The 14,309-nt window shown below is 41.6% G+C and carries 8 protein-coding genes; 1 reads left to right on the top strand and 7 read right to left on the bottom strand.

The genetic code is table 11. The features are described 5' to 3' along the window. Nucleotides 1-22: 22 nt before the first annotated feature. The 7 genes from V7L07_RS29575 to V7L07_RS29545 form a co-directional block, all read right to left on the bottom strand. On the bottom strand, nucleotides 23-2,482 hold the full coding sequence (locus V7L07_RS29575; RefSeq protein WP_335062806.1) for an S-layer family protein: 2,460 nt from the start codon (nucleotides 2,480-2,482) through the stop codon (nucleotides 23-25). A gap of 282 nt (nucleotides 2,483-2,764) precedes the next feature. Continuing rightward, a complete protein-coding gene (locus tag V7L07_RS29570) occupies nucleotides 2,765-4,441 on the bottom strand; it encodes a ShlB/FhaC/HecB family hemolysin secretion/activation protein (protein WP_442936097.1) in 1,677 nt (558 codons plus the stop codon). Nucleotides 4,442-5,702: 1,261 nt separating this feature from the next. Beyond that, nucleotides 5,703-7,943, bottom strand: a complete 2,241-nt coding sequence (locus V7L07_RS29565; RefSeq protein ID WP_335062803.1) for a dynamin family protein — start codon at nucleotides 7,941-7,943, stop codon at nucleotides 5,703-5,705. A 534-nt stretch (nucleotides 7,944-8,477) separates the two neighbouring features. Beyond that, nucleotides 8,478-10,559 (bottom strand): dynamin family protein, encoded by a 2,082-nt coding sequence (locus V7L07_RS29560; protein WP_335062801.1) that lies wholly within the window; start codon nucleotides 10,557-10,559, stop codon nucleotides 8,478-8,480. Nucleotides 10,560-10,575: 16 nt separating this feature from the next. Then, nucleotides 10,576-10,902, bottom strand: a complete 327-nt coding sequence (locus V7L07_RS29555; RefSeq protein ID WP_335062799.1) for a DUF3040 domain-containing protein — start codon at nucleotides 10,900-10,902, stop codon at nucleotides 10,576-10,578. Nucleotides 10,903-11,102: 200 nt separating this feature from the next. After that, nucleotides 11,103-11,519 (bottom strand): hypothetical protein, encoded by a 417-nt coding sequence (locus V7L07_RS29550; RefSeq protein ID WP_335062797.1) that lies wholly within the window; start codon nucleotides 11,517-11,519, stop codon nucleotides 11,103-11,105. 351 nt (nucleotides 11,520-11,870) lie between these two features. Beyond that, nucleotides 11,871-12,059, bottom strand: coding sequence for a hypothetical protein (locus V7L07_RS29545; RefSeq protein WP_335062795.1), 189 nt, complete (start codon nucleotides 12,057-12,059; stop codon nucleotides 11,871-11,873). On the opposite strand from V7L07_RS29545, the gene V7L07_RS29540 reads away from it, so the two are divergent. Further along, entirely contained in the window at nucleotides 12,058-14,283 is a 2,226-nt protein-coding gene (locus V7L07_RS29540; protein ID WP_335062793.1) for a CHAT domain-containing protein, read from the top strand. The two genes, V7L07_RS29545 and V7L07_RS29540, sit on opposite strands and share 2 nt — an antisense overlap. Nucleotides 14,284-14,309 lie beyond the last annotated feature (26 nt).

The following is a 14,309-nucleotide window of genomic DNA, read 5'->3' as shown; positions in this document are numbered from 1 at the left end:
AATGACATTGTGGATCATATAATTAACCTTTATTAACAGCAGCACAGGTTAACGACTGTTGCACCTGAGTAGAAGATTTATCGCCAACTAACTCAATTTTGCCTTGGGCGTTACGATGCCAAGATGTAGCTTGAATCAGAGTTTCGGGGGATGTAGGCGTTTGAGTGGTAACATTGCTCGTTTTCTGGAATGCAGTCAGATTACGGGTATCAGACCAAGTGCGATCGCTCGTTACTTGCTGATTGGGATTTTGCGCTACACCACCCCGTCCCGTGGCGACAAATCGACTGCCTTGGTTTGCAGAACAACCACTAGCTATTTGCTGCGATGGATCGGTGACATTTGCTGGTAGTTCAACTAACCCAGAATTGGGATCGACACCAATATTATTAACTTGAACAGTACCGCTAACCCCAAACTGTGAACTGGCAGTGATGTCATTTTCTGGAGTCAGTTGAGGACGATATTTCAGCCCAATAATTCCCTGGGTAGTGATTTGAATATTGCCACCTTTTCCTTGGACTGCATTAGCAATAATGTCACTGTTTTCTAAACCCACAATGTTCGGAGCATTAAGTGTGATATTGCCACCATTACCACTGCTACCTGCTTCTGCACTGATCAAGCTGCCATGACGCATCAGTAGTAGATCCCGTAGTTCCAAATTAGTGTTACCACCTCCACCGGCTTTTGTCGATGCTGAAATGCTGGCCCCATTGTCGAGTCGTAAGGTGTTCGCTTGAATGTTTAGGGTACCAGCTTTACCAGAGCCAAGGTTTTGGACAAAAACTGTTGCACCATTACTGATGTTAAGAACTGGGGTGTTAATCGTGGTGTTACCTGAAGTAGCGCTGGAAACTCCAGCAACAGGACGAACAGCTGTACCAATATAGCTGGGATTTTGTGCATCTTTGACACCATTCACATCGATTGATTCAGACGCATTGATAGTCAGTGAACCCGCATTTCCTAAAATTATGCTAGAAGCTGACACTCTAGCGCCAGCTTGAACCGACAGTGTGCGAGTATCGATTTTTAAATCCCCTGCATTACCAGACCCAAATGTGGCAGTAGACAACAGACTAAAATATAAACCCATTGGCGCTCCCTCATTTGTCACCTGAATTGTATCTGCCTTCACGATGAGATCGCCGCCATTACCCAAACTGTAGGGTCTTGCTGCTATATTGCCGCCAGCTAAAATAGACAGGTTTTGAGTGGAGATAGCAATATTTCCACCTTTCCCAGTCCCATAGGAAGCGGCTAATATCTGGCTGACTGCTCGAAAAGGAGAAGGATCGCCAAATGCAAAACCATTCACCCGCATTTCATCAGTATTGATTGCAATATTGCCACCTGGCGCTGTGCTAAAGGTACGGTCGAAGATATACCCACCCCCATCAATATTCAATTTTGGGGTGGTAACAATAATATTCCCTGCCGCAGCGGAGGATATAGTTTCATTAATTAAACTGCTGGAACTTTTAAAATCAGGAGACTTGCCGATAATCTGGAGGGAGTCTGTAGCATTGATTGCAATATTACCAGCAGTTTGGTTGCTGCGATTTTGCACTAATATCAGTGAACCATCTCGGATGCTGACCTGTTTACCCTGAATTTGGATGGCTCCTCCCCTTTGCCCACTGAGGTCGCGTGTAGATGCTAAAGCTCGTTGGGTGAGCTGAATATCGCCAAAACTTGAAGCATTAGGATAACTCAGCGCAAATCCTTCAGGGATGGAATTGATGGCGACGCTTCCGTTAGTGATGCTACCCAGTTCTATTTGTCCTCCTGGTGCGGAGAGCAATCCTCCATCTAAAGCAATATTCCCACCTAGCAATGCTAGCGTTTTTCCAGGTTGCAACTGTAATCCTCTCGTACCAAGACTTAATCCAGAAACTTGAAGTGAGTCGCCTAATTGGGCATTGTGTCCTGACCCTTGGACGGTAATGGCTCCTGAATTGCTACCAAATTGCAAGCCAACTGGCACATTGATCGTCAACAAAGGGGCTGGTGTCGTGTTGGTAGCACTAAACTCTACTCCATCAGAGAACTTGATGCTGGTTGCAGTTGTTCCAAAAAACGATCCACCAATATTTAGTTGAGCATTAGACCCAAACAAAATACCCGCAGGGTTGAGCAGGAATAAATTGGCGCTACCATTGGCACGGATTAATCCATCGATATTAGACACACTACCGCCTGTAACACGGGCAAAGATGTTTTGCACATCGGTGGCATTATTGAAGAAGGCAGAACCACCTGTAGGCAAGGAGAACTGGCTGAAGCTATGGAACAAGTTATTCCCGATCTGATTGCCATTGATGATTGTGAAGTTATTACCACTTTGGGAGACGGTGGTTTTGAGAGTGCTATCAGGTGTCACCTGGGCTTTGCTCGAATTGCTCCAGAGGAGTACAGTACCCAAAGATACAAGCATCATCCTATTTAGAATACCCAGCCAAATAGAGGTTGTTTTCATTGTTTAGTTCACCAAAATTTCCAACTGCCTAAACCCATGACTCTCAATACCCTGAGAGCTTTTTGAATTAAAAACTTTCTGAACAATTCGTATTTATATAGGACTCATATTTGATTTTTGAACAAAACTCAGTACACCTTTATTCCTTCTTCCCAGTCCCCAGTCCCCAGTCCCTTACCTCTAAGAGTGATTTAGAAATCAGAGACGCTCGATAGCGCAGCGTTAGCGACGCAGGAGCGTCTGACTCGCTATCGGATTGCTATAGAGGGATTATTGATCGCTTTAAAACGGTGAATAACGCAGCGAGAAGTACAACCCATTTTCTTGGAGCGATCGCTTTTCACCATCCACTGATATTAAAGGAATGCCCCAATCTAGGCGGGCTGATAAGTCATCACCCTGTTTCCACAACAGCCCCAACCCAGTACTAACAAGGGTACTCGGTGATGGATTGTCGCCCTTAACATTCCAGCCTTTGCCCACATCAATGAAGGGTGTAAGTTGCAGCACCCCACCAATCTTCTTCGCGCGGACAATGGGGACTCGAAATTCTGCCGAAAACAACAGACCATTATCTGTGAGTAATGCGTCTTGGCGATAACCCCGGACACTTAATTGTCCACCAAGACCAAATTGCTCTAAAGGCACTAAGGAATCTGCTGCTAATTGGAAATCGCCCCTGGCTAAAAATAGAGTGTCTGGTGCTAATTGCCGTACCCACTGCGCTTGTCCTCGCCATGCGAAAAAGCGGCTATCTGGTTCAGTATCACTAACATTAGCACCGAACCAATCTACACCAAAACTCAATTGCGATCGCGCCGCAAAGACATACTGGTTACTTCGCTGGGTATATTCTTGAAAAAAGCGCAGAGCCGAAATATTGGTTTTTCCATTGGCATCTGCACCGGGGGAGAGTCGAAACGGCCCGATGTTATCAAGACCCAACTCAGTTTGGCTTTCCTGGCGCGAGAATGACAATCCAATTGCCAATTCTTGGGTTGGTTTTTGCACCAGTGGTTGCCGATAGCCCAATTCGTAAGATCGGCTATTTGACTGAATATCAAGGATGCTGAATGGTTGTTCAATTACGTGGTTCCATCCCTGGCTAAAGCCAAAGGATATAGTGCCATTGTGGGCATTAATCGGTAGTGTGTAATTGGCATTAATGCTATTACTACCATCAGTATTGGCGTATCCTACGCTCAGGGTATCGCCCAAGCCTAATAAATTCGCTTCTTGCAAATCTATTCCCCGGCGAAAACTGCCCACACTAGGCGATCGCCCATTATCCAGGCTTGTTGTCAGCTTAAAAGTTTCTGCTTCTTTAACCTCAACTTGCAACACATTAGTTCCCGGATGCACGCCTGTCTGCAACTCAGCTGACAGGTTTTGAATTCGCGGATCGAGGCGGAGTAGTTGTAGTTTTTCTAGCAAGTGTGGTACATTCAACGGTTTGCCAGCACCAAGTTGGATGCGATCGCGAATGTATTGACTACGTAATCGTCTGTTACCAATGATTTTGATTTCTTGCAGACTGCCCTCAATCACCTGAATTTTAATCGTTCCAGCTTCTACTATCTGCGGTGTAATCAATGCCCCTGTGGTGACATAACCGTTATCGGTGTAGAGCTTGGTGATTGCATCTTTGATTTGTAATAATTCTGCAAATGTCAGTTCTCTTCCCACAAAGGGTTTTGTAACAGTCGCAAACTGTTCTGGTTTGAAAACTGTACTACCAACTACTTCAACGCGATCGACCCGAAATTTGGCATTAGAGTCATCCTGTCTCGGAATTAACTGATCTGGTATTGTTGGTAAAGGAAGCAATTGATTGTTGTCTGGTGGTTTCGGCAACACATCCATAGGTAAGGGAGTGACAGGAACTTCTTCTAACCGACCAGGCGGTAAGATTTGAGAATTAGGGGTTTGGGCGATGGCCTCCTGATAATTACATAGCACTGCTGCTAAAACAAACCCAAATGCTAAAGGTCTTAGCTCAGAGATAATATTTAGAGTAGTGTATAATATCTTTCGTCTATAAGATACTGGGTTAATAATAGAGTTTTCTATAACGACTTCTTTCACCGCACCCTTCTCCTTGAAATTTGCAAAAAAGAGGAATTAGGACGCAAAGAGGCTCCACCTTGGATCAGAATTCAGTCCGACTGAATAAGCGATGCTTTGTAGCGCTAGTGAGTCAGTAAGCATCTGAAATAAATTTTACCTTTTGTGTCACTTTGAGTGAATACAATAACTGATCTGACTCCTTCTCATATTTATCTAGTTATTCCTCGATACTATGGAGTAATTATTGATATATTTAAACCTAATAATGACTGATTATTTTACAGGTATCATCAGAGTAAATACTGTTATTTTTTCATAATTATTAAAACTAAGAGATTATTAAATTTGAGTGCAAATTTTTTGACAAGAGGAATTTTCTCTTGGTATAAAGCCATCTAGTTCTAACGCATAAGAAGTAAGCGCAGTAAGGTTTGCAGGAGTCAATATAACCTATTTTACTCTGCTAGTGTATTTGAGTCAGGCAATTAAGAAACCACCCTGACAAGAGCTTATTAAGAGTGATTTAAGTTGTAACACATGTAAAAAAATTAATTTAACAAGCATTTATAACATTAACCTTGAATACAAAAATAATCCATAAGGGAAATCCTTAATCTGCTTAAGGATTTCCCTTATGGTATGTTTGAAAAATATTGCTTAAGATGTTACGCAGATTGATTGTATAATTGTAGATTAAGTAACTATGGTATTATCAGCCACCTATGCCAGCAAAAAACCATCTTTCTGAAGATCAGAAATAACGGCTACCAAAAATGCTAAAAGAGCATAAAAACCCTATACAAGAGAAGAGATTCTGATTTTATTGTTGATAAATGATGGAAAAGCTTATCAAGAAATTAGTAAGTTTTTAAATATTGCATATCCCACAGTAGGTATTGGGTGGTGATAGAGATCCATGCTTTTTAGATGGAAGAAGGGAAGGTAACTTCCGTAAATTCACTCAAGAATATAGGACTCATATTTGATGTTTGAACAAAACTCAGTACACCTTTTCTCATTTTCAGCAGCACATTAATCTTGAGCGTATTTATTAGTTTCCTAATTCTATATTTACTTCTTAGGCAGCAAGAAATGAAATTAGGATGAAATCTAAAGATCCCTGACTTCTCAAATAAGTCGGGGATCTAGTTGTTTATTTATTACTCAAAATTGTATACGCTTCATTAACTAAGTGCATTTTATCTTGTGCTTGTTTTAGCAGTTGCGGCTGATTTACAAACAAATCTGGATGCCATTTTTTTACTAAAGTTCGATAAGCTTGTTTTACCTCAGCCAAAGAAGCATTTGTTTGCAATCCTAAAATGCCGTAGGCGCGAGTAATCTTATCTTTTTCTGTCTGGGTTTTGGGTTTATTTGGTGCTTTGTTGCTTTGAGTTGTATCTTGCTGTTTAGCAGTTTGAGAACCAGGCGATGTCTGACAAGCCTTAGGGCTACGCATCTCTGCTTTCATTCGCGCTATTTCCTCATTGAGTTCCCAATCACGAAATTTCGCCTCAACCTCTTCTTTGCGTGGAGAGGGAGAAGCTTTTGGCGGTGGTGGAGAAACAGATTCTACTCTTGTCCCAGTATTCTTAGTAGGGTTTTCCTGTTCTCGCTTAACACCAGTATCTTTTTCAGGAGAAGTTTGAACTCTTTTTGGCTGTGGCAAATATTTTCTCTTAGTGTTGTTGGATTTGGGTATTTCTTTGTAAGGTTGATAATTTGAGAGGATTTTTACCTTTTCTAACTCTCGTAGCAAATGATTAAAACCATTTTGTAACTGCTGTAAATTTTCACGTTTATTAGTAACTTCTAATGGTTCTTGACTGACTTCAAAACAAATTACTTTATCAACCTTTTGTTCATATTCATCTAAAATTGATAACCCTTTACTGCTAAAATTAGATAAATAATCTTCAACCGCAGTTATACAAAGTTTAGCAACTTCCTGATGATAAGATTCCTTTGCTAATTGTTCGTCTTGTTTTTGGATATTCTTGTTTAACAAATAAGAAATACTTCCGACGACAGCAGCACCCACTGGGCCACCTAATAACCAACCAATACCACCACCAACAGCGATGGAACCAGGTTCACTCAAATCATCAGTATTACTTGGTTTTGGCGGTAGTATTACTTGTGGTTCACTAGGAAAACGAATTAATAAATCTTGTGGTCGTTCTTCTTGAAAAAAGTCGTAAGCTTGATAAAGCCATTTCACCACAGCAAATTGCAACTGAGTTAGGTCTTTTTTAAGAATATTTGTTTGCCAATTTTTGAAGTTATTCTCTGCCAATGCCACAGCCGCATCGGCTTGATACTTTGTGAGTAATTTAGGTAATGCTAGCCAATCGCGTAATTCTCCTACGCTAGTAACAAAACCTTTATAAATTAAGTCGGCTGCTTTTTGTTTAATTTCAATTTTAGTATTTTGTTTGTCATCAAAAGATTTGATTTCAATAGCAATCGGGTCAATTTTAGCTTTTAATGAGAATTGGATTTGAGAAGCGATCGCTTCCACTCTGGGCAAACGAACGCTACCACGATTTGGTTGCAAAATCCCGACAATATTTTGCAAAGCTGTTTCAAAAGCTGCTAAACCGCTACTATTGGCAGCCGCAACATCGCCTTTTAATCTGGCTCTTAAGGCTGGTAAACCATCAACACGATATAAATTACTAAAACCTGGAGGTAATTCGGCTCGAAAGCTTTCTGCAACAAACAATAGGCGATTTTGAACTTGTTTTTGCTCGTCGGGTTCTAGCAAATTCAGAAAATTAGCAACAAATATAACTGTTTTAATACCGCGATCTAATAGCCAATCTCGTAAGTTTTCCCGCTCCCCCAAAGTCATTAACTTTCGTGCATCTAATAATTGGATAACTAAATCTGCGCTTAAAAGTTGTTCTCTAACTAAATTATCTTGTTCATCTCGATCATTTGTTCCTGGTAAATCGAGAAACTCTACACCTGTTTCCAGAAAAGGATGGGGACAAAAAACTTCTACAGATGCTACATCTTTTCGCATCTGCCTATTACCATCAAGAATTGCAAATTGCTGTAAAACTTCTGTGCCACTGCGATAGATTTCTGTACCATTTACTAATATAATACGAGTTCGCACATCAGAGCCATACTTGACAGTAATCGAAGCACCTGTGGTAGGAATTAAATCAATCGGTAAGGTACGATTTCCTAGCATGGCATTCAGCAAGGTAGATTTGCCATGATTGAAAGGCCCAAATACCGCAATCCGAAAACTAGGGTTAACTAAATGATTGCAGATGGTAATTATATCTTGATGCCGTTGCGATTTGCGTTCTAAATTAAGTAATGCAGATGCGGATTTTAGAGAATCGGCTAAATCCTTATAACTTTCATACTGTTGTTGCATAGTTCTCGTTCTCAGCTTCTAGCTAGTCATGCATATCGTTGAGGCTAACGTCTCACATTATTATGTTTATGCCAGGCATAATTAAACATATAATAAAATTTTAGATCGTCGTGAACAATTTACTGTTTATAGGCTAACTAATACGGTTTAGTTAAGGCTAAAACTCTTTATCAAGGTCAAATTTTTTAACGAACCGCAGAGGCGCAGAGGGAACAGAGAGAAGAAAAAAATGCTTAACTGAACCCTATTGGTTTATAGGCAAGCTTATTAAGACTAAACTTCTGACACCATTATTTTTTATTAGGTTGCACCAAAGTTACTTTATTTATTTCTTTGTGTCCTTTGCGCCTTTGCGGTTCGTTCGTAATTGCCAAAGTCAATTATTTTAACGAACCGCAAAGGACGCAAAGAGCGCGAAGAGAAGAAGGAAACAGTTAAGTGAATCGTATTGACTTATAGTTAGGGTAGGCATAGTTTATAGCCTCCCTATAAGCATTTTTAGCTTCTATCTAAGATGAGTGGAATAAAATATTATTAGCTATAATAAGCTAATAAATTGCTATACGCCGCCTCAATTTTTTGCAACTGGGCTATTACATCTTCTTGTAAGTTTTTTAAGCGGTTAAACTCAGTCTCACGATTGATTTCGCGGGTTTGTTTTTGCTTGACTAAATTATCTAATTCAGATTTGCGAGATACAATATCATCGTTAATCCGCTTACTCACTTCTCTTTCGTAAGAGTCAAAACACTCTTTTACAGCATTGTATACAACCTGAGATTGCTCATGCGCGACTTGGGGTAAATGTTTAACTAACTCTTTCTTCGCTGTTTTAACTAACTCTTTACGCGCTTGATCTGCTTGTAAAAATCCTACTCCTAAACCTAGCAATGCAAACCCGATTGGGCCAAGTAAAACCCCTGTCACTGCGGTAATTATCCCACCTATACCAATTACAGTGAAGTAGTTTAACAAGATATTTTTCCAATCAAATCCGGCCCCCGCTAGTGCAAAGCCAGCAAGATTTCCTTTAGAGAGTGATAACAATCCCATTGCCCATTTTGCCCAGCCGGGAGAGTTATCTTCTTCAGTGGTAGTAGTGGCATGTACCTTTACGTCTTGTCCAGTGAGCTTTTCTGTTATTTGATCTGTTATTTGACTATAAGATGCGCCATATTGTGAAGCACTACGAGAAAGTTCTTTAAAAGCTGCATTAATATCCTTTTCAGCAGTTAATGTCCAAGCAGCAGATTTGTCAGTGATATATTGCTCAAAGGCTTTTTGCAGTGCGGTGTTAAATGCTTCTCGTTTACCACTACTGAGAAAATCAAACAGATTTAATTCTGGCTGATAGCGTAAGAAGTCGGTTTCAAAGGTGTTACCTAAATTTAAAACGTAGCTGCGAAAAGATTCGGAAATCGTTCTTGCTTGAGTGTCTCTAGTATTGATAATTTCTTTTTGGAATTGATCTCGAATACCTGTGAGTTTGTTAAACTCTGGTTCTACTGAATCAATCCGTTTTTTCAATTCATTTACATCTTGGTCAAGTAATGGTATACGTCTAGCAACTGCTTCGCGGGTATGATTGCAAGCAAGTCTCGCTAAGGTTCTGACTTGACGGAGTTCTGCGATCGCACGTTCTCTGGTAAGAAAAGTATTAAGGGCTTCCATAAACTTCGGAAAGCCAGTCCCATCTAAATCAGCTTGGGGATTTTTCAGCCGTCGTCTGAGTGCTTGAATTGACGAAAGCTCAAACACACGTTCGTCATAAATATTCTGACCCTCTACAGTACAATATTCTGCTAAATTCGCGTGAAATACTTGCCGCAATCTATTTTCAGATGCTTGTAATTCTTCGACATCATCAGGATCGATCAATGATTCCCGCACCTGATCCCAAGCGTTAACTAAAAAGAAAACCGTCAATCCTCGACCTTTGATATAATTTTCTAGGTAGCGACGCTCACCCAAGGTACAAGGTTGGGAAGCTCTCATCACGAACAAAATTGCATGGCAGTTATTTACATAACCCAAAGATAATTCGTTTCGCGCTTCTGTATCATTCAATCCTGGGCTATCGACAATTTCGATTCCCTTTTCTAATAGCGTTAAGGGATACTCTACTACTGCATAATCAACATCGGGAAATGCTTGTTTTTTCTCCTGCTCTAGTTTTTTAGCTTCAGCCGGATCAATGGTATATTTATATTTAAAGTTCTGAAAATCTAGCTGTTGTGGACTTTTACCATCGTTAAAATGAATGGTAACTTTCTTTTCTGGCCCATAGCGTAAAACTGTTAATACTGCGGTACAAGGATTAACGTCACTCGGTAATAAGTTTTCACCAATTAAGGCATTGAGAAAAGTGCTTTTTCCCCGTTTCATATCGCCCAAAACCAAAAGGCGAAATACACCTTGACGGAGGTTTTTGCTAGCTACAGTAATATCTTCAATATCTCGTTCTAAACTGAGTTTTCCTGATGAAGAATCTCCAGCTAACTCAGCTTTATTAATTGTTTCAGCCAGTTTACTCAAACATACAGAAATCTCCGATCGCACTTGAGCAACCCGCTCTAAATCTTGGATAAATCTGTCAGTTGATACCTGATTTGTCATAAATTTTACACCTTAATTAAAGATTAGGTTTTTTAGATTCCAAAAATAATTTGTAAGACATCCACCCCAGCGCACCAACAATAATAAACCCAGCCAACACTGAGGCTATTCTCACTGCAACCAGTGCTACCACACCAAGAGCAAACAGCTTTCCACCCAGAATCACTTTTTGCATCCAAGGTTTCTGAGAATTTTCTGGTTGATGCTTCACAGTTTGATGAAAAGCCGCATCGTTAGTATGGAGGTTCGTTTCCATTTCCCGGAGTCGCAATTCAACTTCTCGTTCTCGTAGTAAACGTTCCCGGTGTTCAAGTTCTTTTTGGCGATCGCTCTCAGATGTCATCGGTGTTCATCCCGTCTAAGACAATGAAAAGATGTCAGCATTTACTTATCAATCATGCTGTATACTAACTTACGTAAATATTTAACAACCCCAGTAAAATTACTATTTAAATTTGATCTTTACCCCCTTTTTAAGGGGGTCAACCCAGGCGGGGGGATCTTATCCGAACCGTATCGGGTGTAATAATACCTACTTATCGCTCATTGTATTGTCTGTGTAGCAACCGCTTTTGAGTCTGCGGTAGATTTTAACCGGGTAATAGTGGCTTTACGAATGCGTAGGCGTAGCCCGCCGCAGGCATCGCTTTTGCGTACCCCACCTGTCATCTCGTATTCCCGGCTATCTTTGCCATACTTCGACACCACACCACTAACTAAACGTTCTGAGGTTTCGCAAATGTTCTTTTCAAGGGTTTCTATTTTTGCCTTTGCCGAATCAAGGGCAGTTAGCATCATATTATACTGGTTGATCTGGTTGCGGAGTTGTCCGGTTAACTGGATTAAATTGTCTAAACTGATAGAATCACCAAAGTCAAGGCTAGAATCAATCGATTTAAATCCGATTACTCTCTTTTCGGTTTTTTCTAGCACGGAAGAGCTTCTTTGTTTGCGTGGCATCAATCTATGCTTTTTACTAAACTTTATCTTTCTAGAGTGTCTCAATGGGACAATGTAGCGGTTCAGTAAAGCTTACAAAAATAGGTATTTTTTTTAATAAGATTAGCTTGCTAGCTCAGTAATTGCACGATGCTAGACAAGAAATCGTTCAGAATAGACTTGTGTTCTGGCAGAATAGACTTGTGTTCTAACAGAATGGACTTGTGTTCTAACAGAATGGACTTGTGTTCTAACAGAATGAACTTGTGTTCTAACAGAATGGACTTGTGTTCTGGCAGAATGAACTTGTATTCTGACAGAATAGATTTGTGTTCTGACAGAATGGACTTGTGTTCTGAACAAATATAACAATTAATATAGCCACAGCCCTAACAACAGCAAAGATTTGCCCCCATCTATCCTGATTTTATAGTTGAACTGCGATCGCATCAATGCAGTATCTCGCCAATCACGCGATTTGTACCAGCTTATCGGCGATAATTTCAGGAAAAAGGTGATAATACGGTGAAGGTTACTCTGGAAACTCCTGCTGTCAGCCATGCCCCTAAACTTTACCTTCGCCCTCGGTCAACAGCAAACTTTTGAACTGCGCTGTGATTATGGCTTACGTCGCCTGGATAAAGCAGAGTTGGCAGCACTCATTGATTTGTGCGAGCAAAATTACTATGCTCAACAAAGAGATCATCTACCTTATCTCACCCAGTTGGGACGGAAACTTTATCAATGGCTGGATGGTAATGAGGGATGGCTGAGAAAGGCGCTGAATGAGGCGGATGAGCAAACGATTAATCTAGATTTGATTCAAACCAGCGAAGCACAGGGGTTGAACCCGGAAACAGAACGTGTAGCGTTGGGATTGGCACATTTGCCTTGGGAATTGCTAGATGATGGCAGTGGGTTTTTAATAGAACGCCAGAATCTTTCCGTTTTACCAGTGCGTTCTGTGCAGCAGCGTCAAACCCAAGTGATTGGCGTGCAAAATCGCCCCTTGCGGTTGCTGTTTATGGCGACTTCTCCTGAAGATCCCAGAGTTCCACCACTAGGGTTTGAGCGGGAAGAAGCGAACATTTTGCAAGCAACTAAGGATCAGCCTTTGGCATTGATTGTCGAGGAAAGCGGCTCGGTTGCAGAATTAGCTAATTTGGTGAAATCCTACACAGAAGACTATTTTGATGTCTTTCACCTCACGGGACACGGGATAATTTATACCAAAAAAGATTACGGCTCTTTGGTGCCAAAAAGTACAACGCTGGCAGACAATACCCCCTGCTTCATCACTGAAGATGAGGTGGGGAATATGCAACTTACTACTGTCAGTGATTTAGCAAAAGCCTTTCGGGGACGCTGGCCGCGTGTAACTCTTCTCTCTGGATGTCATACAGGACAGGTTGCTAACAAGGGTACAGTACCCTCAATGGCGCAAGCGTTGGTGAAGGCGGGAGCAGGTATAGTTTTAGGCTGGGCGCGTCCGGTGTATGACCGCACGGGTATTGTAGCGGCACAGGCACTTTATCAAGCTTTGGCGACGGGGGCAACTGTTGAAGCAGCAGTCAAAGCGGCGCAGCAAAAGATGATTGATGAAGAATGTACCGACTGGCATCTGTTGCGGATGTATCGGGATACGCGCCCCATTAACCAACTAGTGACAGCCCTGAGAACAAGAAATCGTGAAAGGCTGACGTTTACAGCGCCAGAGCAAGAATTTCTGGATGAGAATAATCAAGTTAAAGTTGCCAGTCGGTTTGAATTTGTCGGACGCAGACGACCTTTGCAACGATGTCTCAAGGCCTTGCAAGAAACCAGCGACCAAATCGGGGTGTTTATTGCCGGGATGGGGGGACTGGGCAAAAGTACTCTGGCGGCGCGGTTATGTACGCGGGTGCAGATGCAGCGTTCTAATTTTGCGCGAGTCGTGTTGATTGGGCCTTTGGATGAGATAGGTTTGCTGAATAAGCTTTCTAATAAATATGAGCGGTTTGCAGATGTGCCTGCACTTTTGAACGAACCAAAGGTGTCTCTTAAAGGACGGTTGCAAAACTTTTTTACAGCGATTGAAAATGTTCATAACCAACCCTTGCTGCTGGTGCTGGATGACTTTGAGCAAAATATCCCCATAGCTAATATTGAAAATGGCTCACTGCGGATGACGGCAGAAGCTTATGAAATTTTAGGGGCGATTTGTGCGGCATTGGTAGACAACAGCGCAGAGAGTCGGCTGATTATCACCTGTCGCTATTTGAATTCAGACACCTTACCACCTCATCGCCTACACCTGGAACGCCTGGAACAGATGAGCCGCAGTGATATTGATAAAATCTGCTTTCCCTTAGATAAGGAAGTTAGGGAACAGTTAAAAACTCAGAGGATTATCTACATTGCTGATGGTAATCCCCGCTTGCTGATGTGGTTGTTAGAGGTGATTCAGCAACCAGGAATAGCGGCGGATGAATTATTGAATCGGCTGGAGGCGACTGAGCAGAAATTCCGTGAAGATATTTTGGCACAAACTCTGCTGGATGCCTTGGAATTGGAAGAACAAAAGTTTCTCGCACGCTTGAGTGTGTTTAATTTGCCCGTGACGGAGGAGATTGTCAGGGCTATTTCTTCAACTTCCCACCCTAACGCCTGGGACTCGAAGTCCCAGGCTAATAGCGAAAGTCCTCTGAAGAGGACTGAGGATTTAGGGCTGGGAATTTCTAGTGGTCTGTCAGTTTTCTATTTGTGGGTAAAGACGGTTGAGGCGGATGCGAGCATCTGCGGTTGAGAATTGCCAATCCACCGACAATTGCT

The organism is Nostoc sp. (assembly GCF_036916985.1).
GTDB lineage: Bacteria > Cyanobacteriota > Cyanobacteriia > Cyanobacteriales > Nostocaceae > Nostoc.
This window is presented reverse-complemented; position numbering and strand designations above follow the sequence as displayed.